The 25,868-nt window shown below is 64.2% G+C and carries 26 protein-coding genes and 2 tRNA genes; 7 read left to right on the top strand and 21 right to left on the bottom strand.

Going from position 1 to position 25,868, the window contains the following annotated elements; translation table 11 throughout:
* Positions 1–52: 52 nt before the first annotated feature.
* The 17 genes from rfbD to panM form a co-directional block, all read right to left on the bottom strand.
* The gene (gene rfbD / locus E8F06_RS19410) at positions 53–919 is read right to left on the bottom strand and encodes a dTDP-4-dehydrorhamnose reductase (protein ID WP_280370151.1); all 867 of its coding nucleotides are present in this window, start codon (positions 917–919) and stop codon (positions 53–55) included.
* Positions 916–1,461, bottom strand: coding sequence for a dTDP-4-dehydrorhamnose 3,5-epimerase (rfbC, locus tag E8F06_RS19415; RefSeq protein ID WP_280370152.1), 546 nt, complete (start codon positions 1,459–1,461; stop codon positions 916–918). Before rfbC ends, rfbD begins: the two co-directional genes overlap by 4 nt.
* The gene (gene rfbA, locus E8F06_RS19420) at positions 1,458–2,330 is read right to left on the bottom strand and encodes a glucose-1-phosphate thymidylyltransferase RfbA (RefSeq protein WP_280370154.1); all 873 of its coding nucleotides are present in this window, start codon (positions 2,328–2,330) and stop codon (positions 1,458–1,460) included. Before rfbA ends, rfbC begins: the two co-directional genes overlap by 4 nt.
* Positions 2,327–3,391, bottom strand: a complete 1,065-nt coding sequence (rfbB, locus tag E8F06_RS19425; protein WP_280370156.1) for a dTDP-glucose 4,6-dehydratase — start codon at positions 3,389–3,391, stop codon at positions 2,327–2,329. Before rfbB ends, rfbA begins: the two co-directional genes overlap by 4 nt.
* A 252-nt stretch (positions 3,392–3,643) precedes the next feature.
* A tRNA-Thr gene (locus tag E8F06_RS19430) sits at positions 3,644–3,719 on the bottom strand.
* 294 nt (positions 3,720–4,013) lie between these two features.
* Positions 4,014–5,228 carry a methyltransferase gene (locus tag E8F06_RS19435; RefSeq protein ID WP_280370158.1) on the bottom strand — a complete coding sequence of 405 codons (1,215 nt, stop codon included), beginning with the start codon at positions 5,226–5,228 and terminating at the stop codon, positions 4,014–4,016.
* Positions 5,229–5,312: 84 nt separating this feature from the next.
* A complete protein-coding gene (locus tag E8F06_RS19440) occupies positions 5,313–6,002 on the bottom strand; it encodes an ABC transporter permease (RefSeq protein ID WP_280370160.1) in 690 nt (229 codons plus the stop codon).
* Positions 5,999–6,694 (bottom strand): ABC transporter permease, encoded by a 696-nt coding sequence (locus tag E8F06_RS19445; RefSeq protein WP_190829480.1) that lies wholly within the window; start codon positions 6,692–6,694, stop codon positions 5,999–6,001. The genes E8F06_RS19440 and E8F06_RS19445 overlap by 4 nt, the downstream gene beginning before the upstream one ends.
* Positions 6,695–6,742: 48 nt before the next feature.
* Positions 6,743–7,495, bottom strand: coding sequence for an ABC transporter substrate-binding protein (locus tag E8F06_RS19450; RefSeq protein WP_280370163.1), 753 nt, complete (start codon positions 7,493–7,495; stop codon positions 6,743–6,745).
* 19 nt (positions 7,496–7,514) lie between these two features.
* Positions 7,515–8,288, bottom strand: coding sequence for an ABC transporter ATP-binding protein (locus tag E8F06_RS19455; protein ID WP_151138031.1), 774 nt, complete (start codon positions 8,286–8,288; stop codon positions 7,515–7,517).
* Between the two features lie 245 nt (positions 8,289–8,533).
* Positions 8,534–10,495, bottom strand: coding sequence for an EAL domain-containing protein (locus E8F06_RS19460; protein ID WP_280370165.1), 1,962 nt, complete (start codon positions 10,493–10,495; stop codon positions 8,534–8,536).
* Between the two features lie 6 nt (positions 10,496–10,501).
* The gene (locus E8F06_RS19465; RefSeq protein ID WP_280370167.1) at positions 10,502–11,053 is read right to left on the bottom strand and encodes a heme NO-binding domain-containing protein; all 552 of its coding nucleotides are present in this window, start codon (positions 11,051–11,053) and stop codon (positions 10,502–10,504) included.
* A gap of 160 nt (positions 11,054–11,213) precedes the next feature.
* Positions 11,214–11,289 (bottom strand) — tRNA-Phe (locus E8F06_RS19470).
* Positions 11,290–11,365: 76 nt separating this feature from the next.
* Positions 11,366–11,638, bottom strand: coding sequence for an oxidative damage protection protein (locus E8F06_RS19475; RefSeq protein ID WP_190829488.1), 273 nt, complete (start codon positions 11,636–11,638; stop codon positions 11,366–11,368).
* Complete coding sequence (gene mutY, locus E8F06_RS19480) at positions 11,635–12,702, bottom strand: A/G-specific adenine glycosylase (RefSeq protein ID WP_280370169.1); 1,068 nt, start codon at positions 12,700–12,702, stop codon at positions 11,635–11,637. Before mutY ends, E8F06_RS19475 begins: the two co-directional genes overlap by 4 nt.
* Complete coding sequence (locus E8F06_RS19485) at positions 12,699–14,930, bottom strand: AsmA family protein (protein WP_280370171.1); 2,232 nt, start codon at positions 14,928–14,930, stop codon at positions 12,699–12,701. The genes mutY and E8F06_RS19485 overlap by 4 nt, the downstream gene beginning before the upstream one ends.
* Positions 14,931–15,085: 155 nt before the next feature.
* On the bottom strand, positions 15,086–15,484 hold the full coding sequence (panM, locus tag E8F06_RS19490; RefSeq protein ID WP_280370173.1) for an aspartate 1-decarboxylase autocleavage activator PanM: 399 nt from the start codon (positions 15,482–15,484) through the stop codon (positions 15,086–15,088).
* Between the two features lie 129 nt (positions 15,485–15,613).
* On the opposite strand from panM, the gene hisB reads away from it, so the two are divergent.
* The 7 genes from hisB to E8F06_RS19525 all read left to right on the top strand — a co-directional run bounded on the left by hisB (position 15,614) and on the right by E8F06_RS19525 (position 20,506).
* Positions 15,614–16,207: an imidazoleglycerol-phosphate dehydratase HisB gene (hisB, locus tag E8F06_RS19495; protein ID WP_028629882.1), complete on the top strand. Its 594-nt coding sequence runs from the start codon at positions 15,614–15,616 to the stop codon at positions 16,205–16,207.
* Complete coding sequence (hisH, locus tag E8F06_RS19500; RefSeq protein WP_280370175.1) at positions 16,207–16,845, top strand: imidazole glycerol phosphate synthase subunit HisH; 639 nt, start codon at positions 16,207–16,209, stop codon at positions 16,843–16,845. Before hisB ends, hisH begins: the two co-directional genes overlap by 1 nt.
* Before the next feature lie 4 nt (positions 16,846–16,849).
* Positions 16,850–17,107: a DUF2164 domain-containing protein gene (locus E8F06_RS19505; protein ID WP_190829498.1), complete on the top strand. Its 258-nt coding sequence runs from the start codon at positions 16,850–16,852 to the stop codon at positions 17,105–17,107.
* 40 nt (positions 17,108–17,147) lie between these two features.
* Positions 17,148–17,885 carry a 1-(5-phosphoribosyl)-5-[(5-phosphoribosylamino)methylideneamino]imidazole-4-carboxamide isomerase gene (gene hisA, locus E8F06_RS19510; RefSeq protein WP_016495212.1) on the top strand — a complete coding sequence of 246 codons (738 nt, stop codon included), beginning with the start codon at positions 17,148–17,150 and terminating at the stop codon, positions 17,883–17,885.
* A 44-nt stretch (positions 17,886–17,929) separates the two neighbouring features.
* Positions 17,930–18,700 (top strand): imidazole glycerol phosphate synthase subunit HisF, encoded by a 771-nt coding sequence (gene hisF / locus E8F06_RS19515; protein ID WP_280370177.1) that lies wholly within the window; start codon positions 17,930–17,932, stop codon positions 18,698–18,700.
* 135 nt (positions 18,701–18,835) lie between these two features.
* Positions 18,836–19,591, top strand: a complete 756-nt coding sequence (locus E8F06_RS19520) for an ABC transporter substrate-binding protein (protein ID WP_271469766.1) — start codon at positions 18,836–18,838, stop codon at positions 19,589–19,591.
* A 159-nt stretch (positions 19,592–19,750) separates the two neighbouring features.
* The gene (locus E8F06_RS19525; RefSeq protein ID WP_280370182.1) at positions 19,751–20,506 is read left to right on the top strand and encodes an ABC transporter substrate-binding protein; all 756 of its coding nucleotides are present in this window, start codon (positions 19,751–19,753) and stop codon (positions 20,504–20,506) included.
* Positions 20,507–20,674: 168 nt separating this feature from the next.
* Here the strand turns inward: E8F06_RS19525 and E8F06_RS19530 are convergent, their stop codons facing one another.
* The 4 genes from E8F06_RS19530 to gpmI form a co-directional block, all read right to left on the bottom strand.
* A complete protein-coding gene (locus E8F06_RS19530; protein ID WP_280370184.1) occupies positions 20,675–21,439 on the bottom strand; it encodes a divergent polysaccharide deacetylase family protein in 765 nt (254 codons plus the stop codon).
* A 2-nt stretch (positions 21,440–21,441) separates the two neighbouring features.
* Positions 21,442–22,755 (bottom strand): S41 family peptidase, encoded by a 1,314-nt coding sequence (locus E8F06_RS19535; protein ID WP_280370185.1) that lies wholly within the window; start codon positions 22,753–22,755, stop codon positions 21,442–21,444.
* 31 nt (positions 22,756–22,786) lie between these two features.
* Positions 22,787–24,052: a murein hydrolase activator EnvC gene (locus tag E8F06_RS19540; RefSeq protein WP_280370187.1), complete on the bottom strand. Its 1,266-nt coding sequence runs from the start codon at positions 24,050–24,052 to the stop codon at positions 22,787–22,789.
* 151 nt (positions 24,053–24,203) lie between these two features.
* Positions 24,204–25,739 carry a 2,3-bisphosphoglycerate-independent phosphoglycerate mutase gene (gene gpmI, locus E8F06_RS19545; protein ID WP_280370189.1) on the bottom strand — a complete coding sequence of 512 codons (1,536 nt, stop codon included), beginning with the start codon at positions 25,737–25,739 and terminating at the stop codon, positions 24,204–24,206.
* Between the last annotated feature and the right edge of the window lie 129 nt (positions 25,740–25,868).

Genomic DNA, 25,868 nt, shown 5'->3' on the forward strand with positions numbered 1-25,868 from the left:
GAATGGCGGCGGGGCGGGAGGAGGGGCGCGATGCCCGCTCCTCCGCAGGGGCTTAGCGCGGTTGCCGGAGGCACTCCGCCAGGGCGCTGCGCCAGTCAGTCGGGCTGACCTGCCAGTCCTGCGCCAGCTTGCGACCGTCCAGGCGGGAGTTCAGCGGGCGCTTGGCCGGCGTCGGGTATTCGCTGGACGGAATGGGCACCAGACGCGCGCACGGCTTGCCGGCGGCTTTCAGCTGCTCGCCGATGGCGCTGGCAAAGCCGAACCAGGACGTTTCGCCCTGATTGGTCAGGTGATAGACCCCCCAGCGGCGCTTGCCTGCCTGCCACTGCTCGATGAGTTCGAGCGTGGCCTGCGCGATGCTGCCGGCCCAGGTCGGCGCGCCAATCTGGTCATCCACCACGCGCAGCTCCTCGCGCTCCTGCAGCAGGCGCTGCATGGTGAGCAGGAAGTTGCGTCCGTGCAGGGAATAGACCCAGCTGGTCCGAAGGATCAGGTACTGCCCGCCGACGGCCTGGATCGCCTGTTCGCCGGCGAGCTTGCTGCTGCCGTAGACGCCCAGAGGATTGGTCGGGTCGTCCTCGCTGTAGGCGCTGGCCTTGGCGCCGTCATAGACGTAGTCGGTGGAGTAGTGGATCAGCGGAATGCCGAGAGCCGCCGCTTCCTCGGCGAGCACGCCAGGAGCCGTTGCGTTGATGGCGAAGGCCGCGTCCTGGTCATTCTCGGCCTGGTCCACCGCTGTATAGGCGGCGGCGTTGATCAGCAGGTCGGGAGACAGGGCGCGCACTTGCTGGCGAATCCGATCAGGGTCGGCCAGATCGAGCTGATCACGACCCAGGGCGATCACGTCCGCCTTGCCAGCAAGGGCGAGCTGAAGCTCCCGCGCTACTTGGCCGCTATTGCCGGTGATGAGGATCTTCATGCGAACAGGTCTGCGTCTTTGAAGTTGACGCCGGCCTTGTCCTTGGCAGAAAGCTGCGGCGCCTCGGCCAGCGGCCAGTCGATGGCGAGATCAGGATCATCCCAACGAATGCAACGCTCGTGCTCGGGGGCGTAGTAGTCGGTGGTCTTGTAGAGGAACTCGGCGTATTCGCTCAGCACCAGGAAGCCGTGGGCGAAGCCTTCCGGTACCCACAGTTGGCGTTTGTTTTCGGCCGAGAGAATGATGCCGGCCCAATTGCCGAACGTGGCCGAGCTGCGGCGCAAGTCCACCACGACATCGAAGACTTCACCCTGGGTGACGCGTACCAGTTTGCCTTGGGGTTGCCGTACCTGATAGTGCAGGCCACGCAGGACGCCGCGCTGGGAGCGCGAGTGGTTGTCTTGTACGAAATCGCGGTGCACGCCAGTTGCCTCGGCAAAGGTGCGGGCGTTGAAGCTTTCGAAGAAGAAACCGCGCTCGTCGCCGAAGACCTTGGGCTCCAGTACCAGAACATCGGTCAATTGAGTCTCAACGATTTTCACTCATGCTCCCCAGCCAGTTTGAGCAGGTACTGTCCGTAACCAGTCTTTCCGAAGGCGTTCGCTCGCTCAAGCAGCTTGGCTTTGGTGATCCAGCCGTTCTGGAAGGCGATTTCTTCCAGACAGGCAACCTTCAAACCCTGGCGATGCTCGATGGTCTGCACGTACTGGGAGGCTTCCAGCAGGCTGTCGTGAGTGCCAGTGTCCAGCCAGGCGAAACCGCGACCAAAGCGTTCGACCCGCAGGTCGCCACGCTGCAGGTAGGCGTTGTTGACGTCGGTGATCTCCAGCTCGCCGCGTGCAGATGGCTTCACTGCCTTGGCGATGCTGATCACGTCGTTGTCATAGAAGTAAAGACCAGTTACTGCGTAGCTGGACTTGGGCTTGGCCGGCTTTTCCTCGATGGAAACCGCCCGGCCCTGGTCGTCGAACTCCACCACGCCGAAGCGTTCGGGGTCCTTCACCCAATAGCCGAAAACGGTGGCGCCACTTGGCAACTGGGCAGCGCGTTTGAGCTTCTCGGTGAAATGCTGGCCATGGAATATGTTGTCGCCCAGGATCAGGCAAACGGAGTCGGTGCCGATGAAGTCCTCACCAATCAGGAAAGCCTGGGCCAGTCCATCTGGGGAGGGCTGCACTGCATAGCTGAACTGAACGCCGAACTGGGTGCCGTCACCCAGCAGATTGCGGTACTGGGGCAGATCCTGGGGGGTGGAAATGATCAGGATCTCGCGAATGCCGGCGAGCATCAGCACCGAGATCGGGTAATAGATCATCGGTTTGTCGTAGATCGGCAGCAGCTGCTTGGACACGCCCAGGGTGATGGGGTGGAGGCGGGTGCCGGAACCGCCGGCGAGAATGATTCCCTTCATATTGTTGCTCCAAGTCTTTCACGTTGATAGCTGCCGTCTTGTACCCGGCGGCACCAATCCAGGTTGTCCAGGTACCACTGCACGGTCTTGCGCAGGCCGGTTTCGAAGGTTTCCCGTGGTGTCCAGCCGAGATCGCGCTCGATCTTGCCGGCATCGATTGCGTAGCGCAGGTCGTGGCCCGGGCGGTCCTTGACGAAGGTGATCAGGTCCTCAAAGCGGCTGACGCCAGCGGGTTTCTGCGGTGCCAGCTCTTCCAGCAGGGCGCAGATCGAGCGGACCACGTCGAGGTTCTTCTGCTCGTTGTGCCCACCGATGTTGTAGGTCTCGCCGACTTCGCCGCGAGTAACCACTTCGACCAGCGCGCGTGCATGGTCCTCGACGAACAGCCAGTCGCGAATCTGCTGACCATTGCCGTAGACCGGTAGCGGCTTCCCTTCCAGGGCGTTGAGGAGCATCAGCGGGATCAGCTTCTCGGGGAAGTGATAGGGGCCGTAGTTGTTCGAGCAGTTGGTCAGTACCACCGGCAGCCCGTAGGTGCGGTGCCAGGCGCGGACCAGATGGTCGGATGCGGCTTTGCTGGCAGAGTAGGGCGAGCTCGGAGCGTAGGGCGTGGTCTCTGTGAAGAGGTCGTCCACGCCATGCAGGTCGCCATATACCTCGTCGGTGGAAATATGGTGGAAGCGGAACGCGGCCTTGCGTTCAGCATCGAGACCCAGCCAGTAGGCTCGTACGCTTTCCAGCAGGCTGTAGGTGCCGACGATGTTGGTCTGGATGAAGTCTGCCGGACCGTCGATGGAACGATCGACGTGGGATTCCGCGGCCAGGTGCATCACTGCGTCGGGCTGGAATCGGGCCAGCGCTTCGCCGACGGCTTGGCTATCGGCAATATCCGCCTGGAGAAATTGGTAACGCGGATTGTCCGAGACGGAGGCCAGCGACTCGAGATTGCCGGCGTAGGTGAGCTTGTCGAGATTCAGCACCTCGTGCTGGGTTTCGGTCAGCAGGTGGCGAATGAGAGCTGAGCCAATGAAGCCGGCTCCGCCGGTGACAAAAAGGTGCATAACTCAATCCTGACGATTTGGTTGGCGCACAGATTGTTGGCAGTGACTGCCCGATGCAAGCGTTTGAAGACTGTCATGGCCAGGATTGCGGGGGGATCCTGGCGATCGGACGCCATACAAGGCAGTCCGATGGAATGGCGCCAATATTCTTCAGAGCTGGCGTCGTCCTGTCGCGCGTGGCTGGAGATGTGAGCATTTCAGCCGACCCCTGAAAGACAAAAGCCCCGCATTGCTGCGGGGCTTTTAAGTTCATGGTGCCGGCACCAGGAATCGAACCCGGGACCTACTGATTACAAGTCAGTTGCTCTACCAGCTGAGCTATACCGGCTAGGAAGGGCCGTCATTATAGCGATTGGATGTGGCGAGTAAACCTCTTCGATGCTTGTCGGTGCAGGTTCTGGTATCAGCGTGGTGGAGCTTATGCACAAAGGTGCTTCGTCCTGGTCCCTTCGTTCTGAGAATTTGTGCGCTGAGTCTCAGCATTCCGCAACCTCCTGTATTCCTTGGATTTTCATCGTTCGAGCAAAAATTGAGCAGACTCCGCGTGGTGCGCACGGCAAGGCTTTCCGGGCGTTTTCCCAGATTTCATCAACAAAGTTATCCACAGGTTTTGTGGGTAAGTTCAGCGCTCGGCCAGGAGCAGGATGTTGCGTGGTGTGAGCTGGGGCGGGCAGAAGCTGCCGAGTGTCACCTGGTAGCCGTGTTCTTCGAGGAACAGCGCGCGGTCGAGTAGTAGCCAGAGTTCCATGGGGCGGCGGAACAGGCTGCGGGGGAGTTCCAGGTTGCGCACCACGGCGAGGCGTTGCCAGCCCGCTGCTTCCAGTGCCTGCCAGTCGTGATCCACTGGGGTGGGCAGCCCCTTCAGGGCGCAGAGATCGCGGCAGTACTCCGGGAATGGCTTGTCCAGCCAACTGGTGGCGAGGGAAGGGGTGGGCAGGTACTGATCCTTGCCGGTCAGCTCTCTTTGCAGGAGGTCGAAAGCCAATCGTCGCGCCATGGATTGGTCGCGCTGGCGGCGAACGCGGGCGCCGGCAGTGACGGTCTCGCTGAGTGGTAGTCGCAGATCGACCCGGCCGAGGCGCAGCGCGGAGCTTCTGGCTGTTGCGGAGAGCGGTTGGTAGTCCGGTGTCTGGATGCGGTTGTAGCAGCAGGGCGCCACCGCCAGTTGGCGGCAGCCGGCGGCGCTGGCCAGTTGCATCAGGCGCACGTGGAGATCGCCACAGGCGTGCAGGGCTACCGCTGTGTGTTCGGTTGTGAGGTGGAGTCCGGCGTCATCCGCCAGGGCGTCCTGCTCGCGATGCTGGGCTGCGAGCCCCAGGCGCTGGCTGAGTTGCTGGCCGCTGGCGACAAGTTGCGGGTCGAGTTCAATGCAGGTCAGTGGCGTGCCGTCGTGGGCCAGGCGGCGTCCCAGATGCCCCTTTCCGGAGCACCAGTCCAGCCAGTGACCGGGCGCCTGGCGAAAACCGAGGCGGCTGGCGAAGGCGTCGATCTGCTGCCACTTGCGTCCGGGAACATCCACGGTGAATGCGTTGGGCATTGTCTCGGAGCGCGTGGCAGGCAGTTCGCCAATCTCGCTGAGTCTGGCCGACTGTGCGGCAAGCTGTGGATAAGGCGCCGGGGCCTGCAGTCGTTCCGGCTGATTGTGTATGGCGTCCGCCTCCGCCAGGCTGCGGTCGCGCAGCCATGCCGCCAACTCGGGGTGCTCGCGCTCCCAGGGGAGTTCCAGTTCGGTAAAGGGTATCGGGCGCCAGATGTCCTGGTGCACGCGCAGGAAATCGTCCAGGGCGGCGAAGCGTTCCCGCAGGAGCGGGCCTTGGAGGGGCGCGGGGCTGGTCATGTGGCGAGGCGGTGGGAATCAGGGGCGGCGATTATAGCGCCGCCACCTCCGCTCCTCATCCGGGGACGAGGAGCGGTCGAGGGCTCAGCGACCCTGCAAGGCGTCTACCCGCAGCTTGTGTTCCAGCAGGCGGAAGGCCCGAACCAGTACGTAGGCGATCAGCAGATAGAACAGGCCGGCGGCGAAGAAGATCTCCACCGGCAGGTAGGTGCGGGCGATGATCGTGCGTGCCATGCCGGTGAGTTCCAGCAGGGTGACGGTACTGGCCAGTGCGCTGGCCTTGATCATCAGGATCACTTCGTTGCTGTAGGCCGGCAGGCCGATGCGCGCCGCACGCGGCAGGATGATGTAGACCAGTGCCTGGAAGCGCGACATGCCCAGGGCCCGCGCCGCTTCGATCTCGCCCGGCGGAACGGCCTGGATGGCCCCGCGCAGGATCTCGGCGATATAGGCCGCGGTGTGCATGGTCATGGTGATCACGGCGCACCAGAACGGGTCGCGCAGATAGGGCCAGAGCGGACCTTTGCGCACCGCGTCGAACTGCGCCAGGCCGTAGTAGACCAGGAACAGTTGCACCAGCAGTGGTGTACCACGGAAGAAGAAGATGTAGCCGTAGGGCAGGGCGCGTACGTACCAGTGGCGCGATGCGCGGGCGATGCCCATGGGGAGCGCCAGGATCAGGCCGGCGACCACCGCGATGGCCACCAGCTCCATGGTGAGGATGGCGCCCTGGGCCAGTTGCGGCAGGTATTTGACGATGACTTCCCAGTTCATGCTGCGCTCCGCTTGAAGCCGCGGCCTGCGCGCTTCTCAAGCCAATGCATGCCGATCATCGCGAGGATGGTCAGGCCCAGGTAGATGAAGGCGGCCACCATGTAGAAGGTGAAGGGCTCCTTGCTGGCGGTCACGGCGATTTGCGAGCGGCGCATGATTTCCTCGAGGCCGATCACGGAAACCAGTGCCGTGTCCTTCATCAGGATCATGAACAGGTTGCCGAGGCCCGGCAGGGCGATGCGCCACATCTGCGGTAGGATCACCCGCCAGAGGATGCGTCCGCTGGACAGGCCAAGGGCCATGCCCGCTTCGCGGTGCCCCTTGGGGATGGCCAGGATGGCGCCGCGGAATACCTCGGTGGCATAGGAGCCGAAGCACAGGCCGAGGGCGATGGTGCCCGCGGCGAAGGCGTTCAGTTCCAGCTCCGGGTAGCCAAGCGACTCGCCCAGGCTGCGCATCAGGTTGACCGTGCCGAAGTAGATCAGCAGAACCCAGAGAAGCTCGGGAACGCCACGCACGATGGTGGAATAGGTGCCACCCAGCCACTGCAGCGGCTTGATGGAAGAAGTCCTGGCCAGGGCGCCGAGCAGACCGAGCACCAGACCCAACACCAGCGCGGACAGCGCCAGCTTGATGGTCATGAGGGTGCCCGCGGCCAGGGCCGGGCCGAATCCGTGAAGGTCTAGGGTCATGGGAATTCAAGCGCCGGTGCCGCGCAGGGGCGGCACCGGACGGGCAGGTCAGTAGATGCTGAAGGGGAAGTACTTGTCGTTGATCTTCTTGTAGGTGCCGTCGGCAACGATTTCCTTCAGCGCGGCGTTCAGCTTCTCGCGCAGCGGGTCACCCTTGCGCACGGCAATGGCGATCTTGTCGTTGTCGAACACCGGGTCGCCCTTGAACTCGAAGTCCTTGCCGGCGTCGCTCTTCAGCCATTCCCAGTTCACGAACTTGTCGGCCAGTACGCCGTCGAGGCGGCCGGAGGCCAGGTCGAGGTAGGCGTTTTCCTGGGTGTCGTAGAGCTTGATGTCGACAACGTCTTTCATGTTGTCTTCCAGCCAGGTGCCGGCGATGGTCGCGCGCTGGGCGCCGATGACCTTGCCTTTCAGGCTGCCCTTGTCGATCTTGAAGTCGCTGCTTTTCGGAGCGATGTACTGCAGCTTGTTGGTGTAGTAGGGGTCGGTGAAATCGACGGCCTGCTTGCGCTCTTCAGTGATGGACATGGAGGCGGCGAGGAAGTCGAACTTCTTGGCGTTCAGGGCGGGGATGATGCCGTCCCAGTCGGAGGTCACCACTTCACACTCGACCTTCATCTTGGCGCAGAGAGCCTGGCCGATTTCCACGTCGAAGCCGCCGGCCTGGCCGCTGGCGTCGATCAGGTTGAAGGGGGGGTAGGCGCCTTCGGTGCCGATCTTCAGTTTGTCGGCGGCAATGGCGTTGGTGCCGAAAGCGAGTGTGGCGGCCGCGGCCAGCAGAATCTTCTTGTAGTTCTTCATTGCGCTCTTGCTCCGTGTTTTAGCGATTGCTGGACATGAATTGTTTACAGCGCGCCGACTGCGGGTTGTCAAATACCTGCGCTGGCGGTCCCTGTTCTTCTACAAGGCCCTGGTGAAGGAAAACCACTTCGCTGGAGACGTTCCGGGCGAAGTTCATTTCATGGGTGACCAGCAGCATGGTGCGGCCTTCCTCGGCCAGCGCGCGGATCACGTTAAGCACTTCTTGTACCATCTCAGGGTCCAGCGCCGAGGTGGGCTCGTCGAACAGGATCACCTTCGGCTGCATGGCCAGGGTACGGGCGATGGCTGCACGCTGTTGCTGGCCGCCGGAAAGCTGGGTCGGATAGACGTGGCGCTTGTCGGCGATGCCGACCTTGGCCAGCAGGGCCTCGGCGATTTCGGTGGCTTCGGCCTTGCTCTGGCCGAGCACGCGGCGTGGCGCTTCGATGATGTTGTCGAGCACCGTCATGTGCGGCCAGAGGTTGAAGTTCTGGAATACGAAGCCGATCTCGCTGCGCATGCGATTGATCTGCTTGTTGTCGGCGGCAACCAGTTCACCGGTGCGGCTCTGCTTGAGCTTGAGCTCCTCGCCGGCGACCAGGATCTGGCCCTCGTGCGGGTTCTCCAGCAGGTTGATGCAGCGCAGGAAGGTGGACTTGCCGGAGCCAGACGACCCCAGGATGGAGATCACGTCACCGTCATTGGCGGTGAGGGAGATGCCCTTGAGCACTTCTAGATCGCCGTAGCGTTTGTGCAGATTACGGATTTCAAGCGCTGGCGTGGCTTGGGCCATGGGGGGTCCTCTTATTGTTCGGGGGCACTCTGGCGGTGGGGCGGCCTTCCTGGCGAGGGCCAACCTAGCATAGCCCCTTGCCAGGCGAAAGCCGGCGGAGAGCCCTGAAATGGCTCTTCGGGCGCGGTTGTCGCATCGCTGCAGTTGCTTGTCGCGGTAGCTAAAAAGCCCCGGTGGCGGGCTGGAACTCCCAAATGGCGCGGCTTTGCACCTCTTTTAGGATTTTCTTCTTTGGAATCAATCATTTACTTCGCATGCAGGTGCTGACCTTCCTTTAGCAGCGCAATAAATTCGGAAGCGGGCAGCGGCCGGGCGAAGTAGTAGCCCTGGCCGAAATCGCAGTCCAGGGACTTGAGGATCTGCAGGTGCTGCTCCGTCTCGACTCCCTCCGCGACTGCCTCGAGACCCAGGTTGCGCGCCAGGCTGAGGATGGTCTGGACGATCTGCAGGCCTTCCGGGCATTGGTCGAGTTGGGTCACGAAGGAGCGGTCGACTTTCAGCACGTCCAGGCGGAAGCGATGCAGGTAGCTGAGGGAGGAGTAGCCGGTGCCGAAGTCATCGATGCTGATGCGTACGCCCAGGTCATGCAGCTGCTGGAGCACCGCGATGGTTCGTTCGGAGTCGGCCATGGAGACGCTCTCGGTGATCTCCAGGCGTACGCAAGTCGGCGGGATACCTGTTTCGACGATGATGGCGCCCACCTGTGAAACCAGGTCGTGCTGGGCGAACTGCCGGGCGGAAAGATTGATGCTCACCGTCAGCGGGTTGGGGCAGGGAAATTCCTCGTGCCAACACGCCATGCTGCGGCAGGCTTCGCGTAGCACCCACAGGCCGAGCGGCAGGATCAGGCCGGTGTCCTCGGCGACCTGGATGAAGTCGCCCGGGTAGACCAGCTCACCACTCGGTTTCTGCCAGCGCACCAGGGCCTCGACGCCAGCGAGCCGCCCGCTGGCCAGATGCACGATCGGTTGGTAGTGGAGTACGAACTCGCCATTCTGCAGCGCATTGCGCAGCCGGGTTTCCAGGTTCAGGCGACCCACGGCCAGCTCATGCATGCTGTGGTCGAACAGCTCGAAGCGGTGCTTGCCGAGGGTCTTGGCGCGGTACATGGCGAGGTCCGCGTGGCGCAGGATTTCTTCGGCAGACTCATATCCCAGATCGCTCGAGGCGATGCCGATGCTGGCGCTGATGTAGAGCTGCTCGCCATTGACCAGGAAGGGAGGTTCCAGGGCATTCAGCAGTCGCTCGGCGACGCACGCTGGCGCTTCGGAGTTGCCGATGCAATCCAGCAGGATGGTGAACTCATCGCCGCCCATGCGAGCCAGGGTGTCGGTCTGGCGCAGGCAACTGCCAAGGCGGGTGGCGACCTGGACGATCAACAAATCCCCTGCCAGGTGGCCGAGGCTGTCATTGACCAGCTTGAAACGGTCGAGATCGATGAACAGCACCGCGAAGGCTGCCTCGCGATGCCGATTGCAGCGGGCGACGGCTCGGGACAGGCGGTCGGCGAAGAGCGCGCGGTTGGGCAGGCCGGTGAGCGGGTCGTGGAAGGCGTCGACCAGTTGCTCTTCCGCGCGCTTGCGCTCCACTACCCGGCCCATCTGCACACCGATCTGCGCCATCAGGTGCAGCAGCTTGTCGTCGGGCTCCAGCACGTTGCCGGCGAAGAACTCCAGCGCTCCCACTACTTCGCTGCCCACTAGCACCGGAAAGGCGGCGGCGGCCCTGAGCCCCGCCTGCTCGGCAGCGTCGACGCGGCAGAATTCCGGAGTCTGGCTGATGTCGGAAATCCAGGCCGGGGCGCCGCTGGAAAGCACGCGGCCGGGCAGGCCGAAGCCCGGTGAGAACTCCATGGCCTCGGTCACCTGTCGAAAGTCGCGGAAGCGCTGCTCGTCGGCGTAATGCCAGATGCTGGCCGAGCGCAGTTGTACCTCGCCATCGACGTGGTCCGTCAGGTAGGCATGGCCAATCAGCCAGCCGGTGTACTGGCAGACGCTGGATACCGTGAAGCTCAGGCCGTCGGCCACCGATGCCGCGCCGTTGGCAGCGTCGGCGATGGATTCCAGCAGTTGCAGCTGCTGCTGCTTTTCATAGAGCTCGCGCAGGCCGCGCTCGGCGATCTGTTCCGCTTCCAGGCGCGCCTGGTGTTCGCGCTGCAGGCGTCGACGCAGCTTGTCGGCTTCCGGGTTGCGCGGTCCGCCATCCATGTTCAGTCAGCCCTGGCTTTTGCCGTGGAAGGTGATACGGCAACGGCATTCCGCATCTCCCTTGTGCATGCAGGACAGGTGGTCGACTCCCAGGGATTCGCCAAAGTGCACCGCGGCGCCCTCGATGAACCCGTGGGCGAGGGCGCAGAGGCGGCGTGGGGAGCGGTAGGTCATCATCAGCGCGCCGTCGGGTTCGTCGCGGAAACCGAAGGTCGGGACATCCGCGCCCGGATAAATCATGCGGACTTCGGGATGGATGATCTGATTGACGCTGAGGATGAATGAGCGCGTCGAGTCGTGGGTGTCGAAATAGGCCGGGTAGCGGATGGCCAGGGAGGGCATTGCTTCACGGCCGAACCAGCGCAGCACCTCGAAGGGTGGCATGTCGAGCAATTCGGAGGCCGCTGCCGTCAGGCGGAAGATGAACTCGTCGGGATAACTGCCGAGAGCCGTGTAAACGCCGTCGAGGCCGGTGCGTTCCAGCAGGGCGTCCCAGGAATCTTCTCCCTGGTGTCGGGTAACTACTTCTTCGAGCAGATTGAAGACGATTCCCTTCATGCCATCCCCCCGGGTTTCCTCCGGCCAGACCCTCTTCGGGGTCGCCTTGAGGCGCTTCGCAGTGAGGTTAGCAGTGCTGTGGGTATCGTGCCCGGTGGGGAAATGAAGGGCCGGAAAACAAAAAGCCCCAGCGCATGGCTGGGGCTTTTTGACGGTATTTTGGTGCCCAGGGACGGAATCGAACCGCCGACACGGGGATTTTCAATCCCCTGCTCTACCGACTGAGCTACCTGGGCAACGGGGCGCTATTAAACGGATTTGCCGGCACCTCGTCAACACCCTTTCGAAAAAATATTTAGTTTTTTCGGGCGCTTACGCGCTAGGGGGGACATAACCCTCGGCCTGGGCGTACTCCTCACCCGAAAGGAACTTGTCCATTTCGGCCTGGAGGAACTTGCGGTCCTCGCCATTCATCATGTTCAGGCGACGTTCGTTGATCAGCATGGTCTGGTGGGCCTGCCACTCATCCCAGGCCTTCTTCGACACGTTGTTGAAGATGTCCTCGCCCTTGGCGCCCGGATACGGCGGACGCTCCAGGCCCGGCAGTTCCTCTTTGTACTTGCGGCACATCACGGTGCGGGTCATCGCGGTTCTCCTGCATTCAATACGTCGGCCGCGCGCTTGAGCAGCTTCTTCACCGGGGCGGCGAGGCCCAGGCGCGGCGGGGTGGCGAGGTTATACCAGAGCCAGTCGCCCTCGGCCACGACGGGGGCGCTGCCTTCGACGGCCACCAGCCAGGGCTCGATGGCCAGCTGGAAGTGGCTGAAGGTGTGGGTCAGCCCGGGCAGTTCGCGACGTTCGCCCAGGTGCAGCGAATGCTGGCTGGCCAGCGGGGCGAGGGCGTCAAGGTCGTCCAGCTCCGGCAGGCTCCAGAGACCGCCCCAGAGGCCACTCGAAGGGCGGCGATAGAGCAGGATGGCGCCGTCGCGGCTGGCCAGTAGCGGCATCAGGGTGCGCTTCTGCGGCAGCGCCTTGCGCGGCTTCGAGACGGGATAGGCGGTTTCCCGGCCCAGTGCGTGTGCGCGGCAGCCGCTCTGCAACGGGCACAGTAGGCAACTGGGCTTGCTGCGGGTGCAGAGAGTGGCGCCGAGATCCATCATCGCCTGGGTGTAGTTGTTCACCCGGACCTGAGGGGTGAAGCGCTCGGCTACTTCCCAGAGCTGCTTCGCTACCTTCGGCTCGCCCGGGTAACCCTCCTGGGCGACGTAGCGGGCCAGTACGCGCTTGACGTTGCCATCGAGGATGGGCGCGCGCAGTCCCATGGACAGGCTGGCGATTGCGCCGGCGGTGGAGCGTCCGATGCCCGGCAGCTCCGCCAACTTATCCACATCGCGGGGGAATTCGCCGCCGAACTCGGCGACGACTTTCTTCGCGGTCTTCTGCAGGTTGCGGGCGCGGGTGTAGTAGCCGAGGCCGGTCCAGAGGTGCAGCACCTCGTCTTCCGGTGCCGAGGCCAGGGCCTGCACGGTGGGTAGGGCGTCCATGAAGCGGTCGAAGTAACCCAGGACGGTGCTGACCTGGGTCTGCTGCAGCATGATTTCGGACACCCAGACGCGATAGGGGGTGATGCCCTGCTGCCAGGGCAGATCCTTGCGGCCGTGGCTGTCGTACCAGTCGAGTACGGCGCCGGAGAACTGCTCAGGGGTCATCGTTTGAACAGCCCCTTCAGCGCGTCCTTGAGTTCCGGGCTGACCTTGTCGCCGAGCTTTTCCTCGATCTTTTCATTGAGCTTGTCGCCGGCCAGCTTGGCGGCCACCTTGCCCATGCCGTCCTTGTCCAGGCGGCAGGCCTTGGCCCCCAGTTCCAGCGGGCCGCGGCAACGCAGCGGCCACTCGAGGCCGACGTAGCGCTCGTTGACCTGGCAGGCCGGGTCCGGCATCGCGCTCTTGTCGCCTTCGATGACCACGCCAATGCGGTAGTCCATGCCGAGCACACGAAGGTCGACGGCGCCATCACCCTTGACGCTGAGGCCGGGAATGCTGGCGCGCATGTCGGGGTTGGTGGCTACGCCGTTATTGAAGGTGAGCGAGCCCTTGAGCTCCTGGAACGGTGTTTCGCTGCCGCCGCGGGTGCTGGAGAGCGACTTGCGATTGAGGGTGGCGATGCCCTGGCAGAGCTGCTGTTCGAGGTTGGCGTCGAGCAGCGCACCATCGTTGAGGGCGAAGCTGGCGGTGCCGTTGAGACCATCCACCCAGGCCTTCTGGCTGTTGCCGCTGCTGGTGACGTCGGCGGTCATGTCCAGCAGGCCGCGCACCGGAGGCTTCTGCTCCTGGGCCTGGAGGAGTTTTTCCACCGGCACGTTGTTGATGCGTTTGTGTGCCTTGAGCAGCGGTACCGCCGGGCGAGCGTCGATCTGTGCGTTGGCCTGGAAAGTGCCGCCGAACAGTCCGCCGCGCAGGTCTTCCAGGGTCAGCAGGCCAGCCTTGCCATTGGCCTTGAGGCTGACGTCATCCATGGGCAGCTTGTCGACGGTGAGCTGGCCGAAGTCCAGGGTGGCTTCCAGGTCGACCTTGCGCAGCTGGTCCACCGGCAGCACTGGGGTTTCGCTCCAGTCCGCCTGGGTCGGCGCGTTGGGCAACGGCGTGGTGGTCTGGGCAGCGGCGGCCACGGCAGGCTTCACTTCGGCCTGGCGGGCGGTCTGGGCTTCCTGCTTGGCCTTGGACTTGGGCGGCAGGTAGCGGTCGAGGTCGAGTTTGTCGCCCTTGAGTTGCACCCGCACGGCCTTCTTGGCGAAGTCGGCCACGGCCAGGCGGCCGCTGAAGGTGCCGTCGTCGAGCTTGAGGTTCAGGCCTTCGAAGGCGAGGCTGTTGGTGCTGCCATTGAGCTTGGTGACCAGCTCGAACTTCTGCAGGGCGGTGGCGTCGCTCATGGGCGGCAGCTCGACGCCGACGCTGGTGAGGAATTCGCGCAGGTTGAGCGGGGCGATGGACAGGCCGCCTTCCAGGCGTGCGTCCTTGTCGAGGTTGTGCACTTTCAGTTCACCGAGCGCGCGCAGCTGGTTGCCGGAGAGCTTCAGGCTGTTCCATTCGGCGACGTTGGCGGCCAGGTCGGCCAGCAATTGGCCCTGGGCGTTGAAGGTCAGTGTCTTGCCCTTCAGGGGCTCACCCGAGGCTTCGCCGTTCAGCTTGAGGTCTTCCAGCTGGTAGCGCTTGAGGGCGCGCTCGAAGCGCAGGTTGGCGGTGAGGTCGGTCTTGGCGCGCAGTACCGGCTGGTTGGTGCCGAAGAAGGCGCTGAGCTTGAGCGGAATGCTGGCGCCTTCGCGGATGGCGCCGGTGGTCAGCTCGATGCCCTCGGCGGAAAACTGCTTGCCGCTCTTGGCATCGGTGTAATCGATACGGGCATTGCGCACGGTAAGGCTGTCGATATCCAGCTTGATCGGGCGTGCCGGTTCGTCGGCGGCGGGCGCCTGCTTGGCCTCTGCGGCCGGGGCTGGCGTCGTCGGCGTGCCGGTCTGGGCGGTTTCCGGGGCCTTGGCTGGGCGGCCGATGTCTTCCCAGTTGCCGTGGCCCTTGTCGTCGCGCTGCAGGTCGAGGTTGAGGCCTTCGACGCGGATGTCGCTCATCTGCACTTCACGGCGCAGCAGCGGCAGGACGCGGACCGAAAGGCCGATCATGTCGAGGTTGGCGAAGGGTTTTGCCGGGGTGGCGGCGCTGGCCAGGGTTGCCTGGTGCAGTTCGAGGCCGAGCCAGGGGAACAGGCTCCAGCCGATATCGCCGTTGAGGGTCAGTTCGAGGTTGGCCTTGTCACGGGCCAGTTGCTGAATCTCGTCCTTGTAATCGTTCGGGTCGAACAGGTGGGTCAGGGCAAAGCCCGCCGCCACGATGATCAGCAACAGCCCGAGGAAGATGAGGCCCAGGATTTTGCCGAAGGCTTTCATTGGCCAGTCCTTGTGGTGGATCGCGTGAATTGAAGGTGCCGAGTATAGCGCCGGGCCATTACGGATGGAGGGCAGCGGCGCGGGGTTCGTCCCCTTGTCAGGGACTTTGGATGGTGATTTCCGCTGTCGGTTCAGCGCACGGAATCACCGATGGATCAGAGGCTTTCCAGCGGCAGGTGCAGGCGCGCGGCAAAGGCCTGGCTTTCCAGGTGGTCCTTCGGCGCGGCCAGGTGCAGCGGCTTGCCCGCATCCCGCGCCAGGCGGGCCACTTCTTCCACCAGGCGGCGGCCCACGCCACGATGACGGGTCACCTTGCGCACGCAGAGGTGGGACAGCTGCCAGTGCTGCTCGCCGCGTACCACCAGGGCCGCGCCCAGCAGGCGATCGTTGAATCGTCCCGCCACCAGCAGCCCGTCGGCCAGGCCGCGCTCCACCAGTTCCGCCGCATCTGCGTAGGGCGGCAGCAGCCAATCCGGGGCATCGGCGTAGATCTTCGCCAAGTCGCCGCGATCCTGCTCGGAGGGGCTGTTCAGGGTCTCGACGATCACGGGCATGGCGGCTCCTGGAGGAGATTGCGGGTAGGGCCGGGCAGTGTAATCCCCGCCGACCGCCGTCGGTAGCGGCGCCAAGGGCCTGCGGCCTATAATGGCGCTCTTTTTCGTGAGCCTTTTGTGGAGCTGGTGATGGCCGAACGCACGGCATCCGTCGAACGCAATACCCTGGAAACCCAGATCAAGGTCTCGATCAACCTGGATGGTACTGGCAAGGCACGCTTCGATATCGGCGTGCCTTTCCTCGAGCACATGCTCGACCAGATCGCCCGCCACGGCCTGATCGACCTGGACATCGAGTGCAAGGGCGATCTGCATATCGACGATCACCACACTGTGGAAGACGTCGGTATCACCCTCGGCCAGGCCTTCACCCAGGCCATCGGCGACAAGAAGGGCATCGTCCGTTACGGCCATTCCTACGTGCCGCTGGATGAAGCCCTGTCCCGCGTGGTCATCGACTTCTCCGGCCGCCCCGGCCTGCAGATGCACGTGCCGTTCACCCGCGCGGTGGTTGGCGGCTTCGACGTCGACCTGTTCCAGGAATTCTTCCAGGGCTTCGTCAACCACGCCCTGGTGAGCCTGCACATCGACAACCTGCGTGGCCACAACACCCACCACCAGATCGAAACCGTGTTCAAGGCCTTCGGCCGCGCTCTGCGCATGGCCGTTGAGCGTGATCCGCGCATGGCTGGCCAGATGCCCTCCACCAAGGGCGTTCTCTGATGCAGACGGTTGCAGTCATCGATTACGGCATGGGCAACCTGCACTCGGTTGCCAAGGCCCTTGAACACGTTGGCGCCGGCCGCGTCCTGGTCAGCAGTGACGCCAATGTGATCCGTGAAGCCGACCGGGTGGTGTTTCCCGGCGTCGGCGCGATCCGCGATTGCATGGCCGAGATCCGCCGCCTGGGCTTCGACAGTCTGGTGCGCGAAGTCAGCCAGGACCGCCCGTTCCTCGGCATCTGTGTCGGCATGCAGGCACTGCTGGAACGCAGCGAAGAGAACGACGGCGTTGATTGCATCGGCCTGTTCCCCGGCCAGGTGCGCTTCTTTGGCAAGAACCTGGTGGAAGATGGCGAGCACCTGAAGGTGCCGCACATGGGCTGGAACGAGGTGGAGCAGGGCGTCGCCCATCCGCTCTGGCACAACATTCCCGACCGCGCGCGCTTCTACTTTGTGCACAGCTACTACATTGAGGCCGGCAATCCGCAGCAGGTGGTGGGCCGCGGTCACTACGGCAAGGACTTCGCCGCTGCGCTGGCCGAGGGTTCGCGCTTCGCTGTGCAGTTCCACCCGGAAAAGAGCCACACCCACGGCCTGCAGCTGCTGCAGAACTTCGCCGCCTGGGACGGGCGCTGGTAAGCCCATGAGCCGCGCGAAGAAGGCTCCGAGTTTGCAGCTCGACGCCGCCCAGACCCAGGACGCGGTGCTGGCGATCAAGCGTTTCATGGCGGATCGCTTCGAGCTGGAGCTGGGTTCCTTCGAGGCCGAGGAAGTGCTCGACTTCTTCGCCCGGGAATTCGCGCCGCATTTCTACAACAAGGCGATCTTCGATGTGCAGGCGCACCTGAAAGACAGGTTCGAAAGCATCGAGAGCGACTTGTGGGCGCTCGAGAAAGACTGAGCGCCGAGCCGAATCCACTGACTTCTTACAGGTTGAACCGATGCTGATTATCCCCGCTATCGATCTGAAGGACGGCGCCTGCGTGCGTCTGCGCCAAGGCCGCATGGAAGACTCCACCGTGTTCTCCGACGACCCGGTGAGCATGGCCGCCAAGTGGGTGGAAGGTGGTTGCCGCCGCCTGCACCTGGTGGACCTCAACGGTGCCTTCGAGGGTAAGCCGGTGAACGGTGAAGTGGTCACCGCCATCGCCAAGCGCTACCCGAACCTGCCGATCCAGATCGGCGGCGGCATCCGCTCCCTGGAAACCATCGAGCACTACGTCAAGGCCGGCGTCAGCTACGTGATCATCGGCACCAAGGCGGTGAAGGAGCCCGAGTTCGTCACCGAGGCCTGCAAGGCCTTCCCGGGCAAGGTCATCGTTGGCCTGGATGCCAAGGACGGATTCGTCGCCACCGACGGCTGGGCCGAAGTGAGCAGCGTGCAGGCCGTTGACCTGGCCCGCCGCTTCGAGGCCGACGGCGTGTCCGCCATCGTCTACACCGACATCGCCAAGGACGGGATGATGCAGGGCTGCAACGTCGAAGCTACCGCCGCCCTGGCAGCCGCCAGCCGCATTCCAGTGATCGCTTCCGGTGGTATCCACAACCTCGGTGACATCGAGAAGCTGCTGGCCGCCAAGGCCCCCGGCATCATCGGCGCCATCACCGGCCGCGCCATCTACGAAGGCACCCTGGACGTCGCCGAGGCCCAGGCCTTCTGCGATAGCTACAAGGGTTAATCGACGGCTCACGGTGCGCGCGGCGCACCCTACGGGACACTGTTATGGCTCTCGCAAAACGCATCATCCCCTGCCTCGACGTGGACAACGGCCGCGTGGTCAAGGGCGTCAAGTTCGAGAACATCCGCGACGCTGGCGACCCGGTGGAAATCGCGCGTCGCTACGATGAGCAGGGCGCCGACGAGATCACCTTCCTCGACATCACCGCCAGCGTCGACGGCCGCGACACCACCCTGCACACCGTGGAACGCATGGCCAGCCAGGTGTTCATCCCGCTGACCGTGGGTGGCGGCGTGCGCACCGTGCAGGACATCCGCAACCTGCTCAATGCTGGTGCCGACAAGGTGTCGATCAACACCGCAGCAGTGTTCACGCCGGAGTTCGTCGGCGAAGCCGCGGCGCGTTTCGGCTCCCAGTGCATCGTCGTCGCCATCGACGCCAAGAAAGTGTCCGGCCCCGGGGAAACACCGCGCTGGGAAATTTTCACCCACGGTGGGCGCAAACCCACCGGCCTCGATGCCGTGGACTGGGCGAAGAAGATGGAAGACCTGGGTGCCGGTGAGATTCTGCTCACCAGCATGGACCAGGACGGCGTGAAGAGCGGCTACGACCTCGGCGTCACCCGCGCCATCAGCGAAACCGTCGGAATTCCGGTGATCGCCTCCGGTGGCGTCGGCAATCTCGAGCATCTGGCGGCCGGCATCCTCGAAGGCAAGGCCGACGCCGTTCTCGCAGCGAGCATCTTCCACTTCGGCGAATACACCGTGCCTGAGGCCAAGGCCTATCTCGCCAGCCGCGGAATCCTCGTGCGCTGAGCACGAATCTTGCCTAGCATTCGCCCAGGCTGCACACGTGACGGACTTCGCAGCCTGGGCTGCTGATGCCCGAGCCTCGCTCCCGCGAGGTTAAGCTCAGCGCATTTCCCATCTCTCCTGGAAGGTTAATCGCCTATGTCGAAACGCCTGCTGCTGGCGTTGGCCGGTACCCTGATGGTGCTTGCCGGTGCCGCCCGCGCCGAAGTGGATGAGAACTACAGCGTTGTTCTCCTGACCGAAAACTTCCCGCCCTACAACATGTCGATCAATGGGAAGAACTTTGCCCAGGAAGACAACATCGACGGTATCGCCGTCGACATCGTGCGCGAGATGTTCAAGCGCGCCGGGGTCAAGTACAGCCTGACCCTGCGCTTCCCCTGGGATCGCATCTACAAGCTGGCGCTGGAAAAGCCGGGCTATGGCGTCTTCGTCACCGCTCGTTTGCCCGAGCGCGAACAGTCCTTCAAGTGGGTTGGCCCGATCGGTCCGGATGACTGGATCATGCTGGCCCGCGCCGACAGCCAGATCGCCCTCGGCAGCCTGGAAGACGCGCGCAAGTACAAGGTCGGTGCCTACAAGGGCGACGCGATCGCCGAGTACCTTGCCCAGCAGAAGCTCGAGCCCGTCACCGCCCTGCGCGACCAGGAGAACGCGAAGAAGCTGGAGAAGGGCCAGATCGACCTTTGGGCCACCGGCGACCCCGCCGGCCGTTACCTGGCCAAGCAGGAAGGCGTGGGCGGCCTGAAGACCGTGCTGCGCTTCAACCAGGCCGAGCTGTTCCTGGCGCTGAACAAAGAGGTCCCCGACGAAGTGGTGAAGAAACTGCAGGGCGCGCTGGACCAGATGCGCTCCGAGGGCTTCGTCGACGAGATCCTCAACAGCTACCTGTAACGGGTAGCGCATTGAAAGTAGTTAAAGACTCCAGCGACCGGCCACAAGCCGGTCGCTTGCCAAGGAAGGCAGGACGGGTCGAGTCGTACGTCCGTGGGTGGGGAGCCCACGCAAGGAAGCCGCTTAGCCACAACCACAAATCAAGCGAGCGGTATGACAATGCAGAAGTTGATCCAACGCGCCCTGACCCTGGGCCTGATGTTCCTCGCCTTCACGGCGCGTGCCGAATTGCCGGCGGACTACAAGGTGGTGTTGCTCACCGAGAACTTCCCGCCGTTCAACATGGCGGTGGACGACAAGAACTTCGCCCGTGACGACGGAATCGACGGCATCAGCACCGATATCGTCCGCGAGATGTTCAAGCGTGCCGGCATCAACTACAGCCTGACCCTGCGTTTCCCCTGGGACCGCCTCTATCGCCTCACCCTCGACAAGCCCAGCTACGGCCTGTTCTCCACCACCTTCACCGCCGAGCGCCAACCGCTGTTCAAGTGGGTCGGCCCCATCGCCAAGACCGAGTGGGTGCTGCTCGCCGCGCCGGGCAACAACCTGAGCGTCAAGGACCTGAAGAGCGCGTCCCAGTACCGCATCGGCGCCTACAAGAACGACGCCGTGAGCCAGCACCTGGAAAGCCAGGGCATGGCGCCGCAGAACGCCCTGCGTGACCAGGAGAACGTGAAGAAGCTGCTCAAGGGCCAGATCGACCTCTGGGCCACCACCGATCCGGTGGGCCGCTACCTGGCCAAGCAGGAAGGCGTGACCGGCCTGCAGACCGTGCTGCGTTTCAACAGCGCCGAGCTCTACCTGGCCTTCAACAAGGACACGCCGGACGAGGTCATCGAGCGTCTGCAGAAGGCCCTCGACCAGATGCGCAGCGATGGGTACGTCGACGAGATCACCCAGAACTACCTGTAACAGCGCTACAGGTTCGCCTTTCCTTGTGGGGGCGAATTCATTTGCGATGCTTTTCTGTAGGGGCGATTTCAATCGCCAAGGGCAGGGCAGCTGCCCCATGAGGGCTTGCAGGGCAGACCTGCGGCCTGCTTGGCGAATGAATTCGCCCCTACAGGCATCTTTGGCGACTCAGCGGTAAATCCCCGCCTTGCCATGGGCCGCCATGGCCCGGTTACCGCGCAAGGCGATCAGCATTTCCACATCGATCAGCTCGAAGCCTTGCTGCTTCAGGCGCGGGAGCTCGCGTTCGAGCAGCTCCAGGGTCGCCGGGTGCGGGTGGCCGATCATCAGTGCCGAGCCCTGCTTGCGGGCGAGCTTGAGGGCAGCGTCGAACTGGGCGGCTACGGCCGACGGGCTCTGGTCGTCGTCAAGGAAGATGTCCCGCGAGAGGCTGGCCAGCCCGGCTTTCTGCGCTTCAGCGGCGGCGACGGTGGAAGCACTGGTGCGGCTGTCGATGAAGAAACGGTGATCCTGCTGCAGGCGCTGCATCAGCCAGGCCATGGCCGGGCGCTGCTCGGTCATGCGGCTGCCCATGTGGTTGTTCAGGCCACGCGCGTAGGGCACCTGGTGCAGGGCGGCGTCGAGGCGCCTTTCAAGCTCGGCGGTGGCTAGCCCGGGGTGCCAGGCGTAGGGGCCGTTGGCCGGGTCCATGGGCAGATGCAACATCACCGTCTTGCCGGCGGCGTGGGCGGCTTCGGCCAGTTCGCGGGAGTGCGGGGTATCCGGAAGGATGGACAGCGCCACCGGGCCGGGGAGGGCGAGGACACGGCGATCGCGGGCGGGATTCTGGCCCAGGTCGTCGATCACCAGGGCCAGGCGGGCCGGTGGCGCGGCCCAGGCGCTGGCTGCCGTCGCGCTCAGGCAGAGCGCCAGCAGCCAGGCCTTCCAGCTCATTCTCAGTTCTCGCGGGTGACGTTCAGGCCTTTCAGCAGGTTGAGGGCCTGGCCCAGCTGGAAGTCGTCATCCTGCGGGCGCGGTTCTGCGGACTTCTTGCTCGCGCTCGGACGGTCGGCGCCGCCGTTGCCGTTGCCGAGGTGACCGGCGAGGTCGGCTTCCTTGAAGGTTTCGCCGTCCTGCTCACGAGTGACCTTGGCGCGCGCCACCTCGATGTCCGGAACGATGCCCTGGGCCTGGATCGAACGGCCATTGGGGGTGTAGTAGAGCGCGGTGGTCAGCTTCAGGGCGCGGTCGTTGTTCAGCGGCAGCACGGTCTGCACGGAACCCTTGCCGAAGCTGTCGGTGCCCATCAGCACGCCGCGCTTGTGATCCTGCAGGGCGCCAGCGACGATCTCGGCCGCCGAAGCGCTGCCGCCGTTGATCAGCACCACCAGCGGCACGCCTTCACTGGCATCGGCCGGGTCGGCGGAGAAGCGCAGCTCGGAATTGGCGATGCGGCCCTTGGTGTAGACGATCAGACCCTTCTTCAGGAAGTGGTCGGAAACCTCCACCGCCGACTGCAGCACGCCGCCGGGGTTGTTGCGCAGGTCGAGTACCAGGCCGGAGAGGCGACCGTTGTTGTCCTTGCGCAGCTTGGCCAGGGCCTTGCCGACTTCTTCGCCGGTGTTGACCTGGAACTGGGTGATGCGCACGTAGCCATAGCCCTTCTCGAGGATCTGGCTCTTCACGCTCTTGACCTTGATCGCCGCGCGAACCAGTTCGACGTCGAACGGCTGGCCGCCGTCGCGCACCAGGGTCAGGGTGATCTTGCTGCCGGCCTTGCCGCGCATCTTGTCCACTGCATCCATCAGCGAAATGCCCTTGGTGGGCTGGCCGTCGATCTTGACGATCAGGTCGCCGGGCTGGATGCCGGCCTTGGAGGCCGGAGTGTCGTCGATGGGGGAAACCACCTTGATGAAGCCGTCTTCGGCACCGACCTCGATGCCGAGGCCACCGAACTCGCCGCTGGTGCTTTCCTGCAGCTCCTGGAAGTCTTCCGGCTCCAGGTAGGCGGAGTGCGGGTCGAGGTTGCTGAGCATGCCCTTGATGGCGTTTTCCAGCAGGGTCTTGTCGTCGACCGGCTCGACGTAGGCGGATTTGATGCGATCCAGCACCTCGGCGAAGGTACGCAGCTCATCCAGCGGCAGCGGCGCCTTGCCGCTCACCGCCGTAGCGGGGAGGGTTGCCGGCTCCTCGGCGGCCAGCAACTGCGGGGCGCCGCTGAGCAGCGCCAGTGCCATGGCCAGGGAAGTGAGGCGGGACAGATGCGGCATGCGAACTAACTCCTGCTAGATGAGGTGGCGCCTATCCTTGCGCGCGGCACCATTGTGCCGGGTCGGTGGGTCGGCCCTGCTGGCGAATGGCGAAGTACAGTGCGGGCGTGTCCTGCCCGCCGCTGTTGCCGACGGTGGCGATGGATTCGCCTGCTTTCACGATATCGCCGGCATTTTTCAAAAGGCGCTGATTGTGCCCATAAAGGCTCAGAAAGCCGTTGCCATGGTCGAGAATGACCAGAAGCCCGGCGCCGCGCAACCAGTCAGCGAAAACCACGCGGCCACCATGCACGGCGCGGACGGAGCTGCCTTCGGCGGCGCCGATCAGCACGCCATCCCATTTGGCGCGGGAGTCGCCGCCACGGGCCGAGCCGAAGCGAGCCACCACGCGACCGTCCACCGGCCAGGGCAGCTGGCCACGGGCCTTGGCGAAGGGGCCGCCGAAATTGCCGCCGGCGCTGGACACCATCGGGCCATTGGCGGGCCGCGCGGGGCTGCCGGCCGGGAGTTCGCGCAGCTGCCGCTGCTGCTCGGCGAGGGCACGCTTGCGGGCTTCCTCGGCTTCCCGGGCCTCGCGCTCCTGGCGCGCCAGGGTTTCTTCGATGGTCTTCAGCACCTTGCCCAGTTCGGCCTGCTCCTGCTGGCGGGCCTTGAGCTTCTTGTCGCGGTCGCTGAAGTCCTGATTGAGCTTGGCCAGGGCCTGCTGGCGCTCCTTGCGCGCAGTCGCCAACTGCTCGCGGCGGCCTTCCAGGGCAGCCTTCTGCTCGTTGAGCTGGTCCTGCTGGGCAGTGATTTCCTGCTCGACGTTGGCCAGCTGGCGCAGGGTCTCGTTGAACGCGGTGAGCTGCTCCAGGCGGGCCTGGCTCAGGTAATCGTAGTAGGTGAGGGTGCGGGCGAATTTCTCGGGGTGCTGCTGGTTGAGCAGCAACTTGACGTATTCCTGCTGCCCGCTCTGATAGGCGGCGCGAGCCTGGATGCCAATCAGGCGTTGCTGTTCAGCGCGTGCGTCCTGGAGTTTTTTTTTCTCCCCATCCAGGCGCTGGATCTCGCCTTCGCTGTTCTTGAGCTCCTGCTGCAGGTCCTTGACCTGTTCCTCAAGGTTGCCCATCTCGGTTTCGGTCTTCTTCAGATCGGACTGAACACCGGACTTCTCCTGCTGCAGTTGCTTCAGGAGTTTCTTCAACTCGCCAACGTCCTTGGCGGCCTGGTCCAGCTGCTGCTGGGTTTCGGCGCGCTGGTCGGCCATGACCGGGGTCATCAGGCTGGCGAGGATAACGAGGGCGAGGGTGCGAAACATGGGGCGTGGGGCACCAGGGGGGGAGGACCGGCCTAGTATGCCCGTGGTGCCGGGCAAAAAAAACGCCCGGAACCAGGGGTTCGGGGCGTTTCCTGATGAGGCGCGCAGATTTTCCGCGCTCGGGCCGCGCCGTGGCGGCGGCCCGGGTCGATCATTGCAGCTCGACGATGGTCTTGCCGGTCATCTCGGCCGGTACCGGCAGGCCCATCAGGGTCAGCAGCGTCGGGGCCACGTCGGCCAGCACGCCGCCTTCGCGGATCTTCGCCGGGCGCTTGCCTACATAGATGAAGGGCACCGGCTCGCAGGTGTGGGCGGTATGCGCCTGGCCGGTCATTTCGTCTTCCATCTGCTCGACGTTGCCGTGGTCGGCGGTGATCAACGCTTCGCCGCCCACCTTGTCCAGGGCTTCGACGATGCGGCCAACGCAGCCGTCCAGGCACTCCACGGCCTTGACCGCGGCGTCGAATACGCCGGTGTGGCCGACCATGTCGCCGTTGGCGTAGTTCACCACGATCACGTCGTAGCGCTGGTTCTCGATGGCGTCGACGATCTTGTCGGTCACCTCGGGGGCGCTCATTTCCGGCTGCAGGTCATAGGTGGCGACCTTGGGCGACGGGATCAGGATGCGTTCTTCGCCTTCGAAGGGCTCTTCGCGGCCGCCGGAGAAGAAGAAGGTCACGTGGGCGTACTTCTCGGTCTCGGCGATGCGCAGCTGGGTCTTGCCGTTCTTGGCCAGGTATTCGCCCAGCACGTTGTCCAGGGATTCGGGCTTGAAGGCGCTGGGGGCGGGGATGCTTGCCGCGTACTGGGTCAGCATCACGTAGCCGGCGAGCTTCAGCTCGCGCTGGCGCGGGAATTCCTTGAAGCCCGGCTCGACGAAGGCACGCGACAGCTCGCGAGCGCGGTCGGCGCGGAAGTTCATGAAGATCACGGCGTCGCCATCTTCCACCTTCACGGCATCGCCGATACGGGTGGCCTTGACGAACTCGTCGCTCTCGCCGCGCTCGTAGGCGGCAGCCAGGCCTTCGACGGCGGTGGCGGCGGTGAATTCGGCCTTGCCTTCGGTGATCAGGTTATAGGCAGCTTCCACGCGGTCCCAGCGGTTGTCGCGGTCCATGGCGAAGTAGCGGCCGATCAGGCTGGCGACGCGGCCCTTGCCGAGGCGGGCAAAGGCTTCGTCCAGCAGCTTGATGGAGGGCTCGGCGCTCTTCGGCGGGGTGTCGCGGCCGTCGAGGAAGGCGTGCAGGTAGATCTTCTCGGCGCCGCGCTGGGCGGCCAGTTCAGCCATGGCGACCAGGTGGTCCTGGTGGCTGTGCACGCCGCCGTCGGAGAGCAGGCCCATGAAGTGCACGGCCTTGCCGGCGGCCACGGCCTTGTCCACGGCGGTGGTGATTTCCGGGTTGGTGAAGAAATCACCGTCGCGGATCGCCTTGGTCACGCGGGTGAAGTCCTGGTACACCACGCGACCTGCACCCAGGTTCATGTGGCCGACTTCGGAGTTGCCCATCTGGCCGTCCGGCAGGCCGACGTCCATGCCGCTGCCCGAAATCAGGCCGTGGGGCTGGGTGGCGCGCAGGCGGTCGTAGACCGGGGTGCTGGCGGCGTAGATGGCGTTGTATTCGGGGCTGTCACTGTGACCGAAACCGTCCAGGATGATCAGGACCAGGGGTTTGGGCGTGGCTGTCATAGTGTCCGACTCGTCTGCGGCAATGGGTGGAAAGTTGCGGGCAAGGCCCCGGAAAAAAGACGCGGCATTCTACGGTCTGGTTCCGTCGGCGTCACCGCTGGACGGGGTTTGGCCGACCTGTGGGGCTGT

The organism is Pseudomonas sp. BN411 (assembly GCF_029871235.1).
Taxonomy (GTDB): Bacteria; Pseudomonadota; Gammaproteobacteria; order Pseudomonadales; family Pseudomonadaceae; genus Metapseudomonas.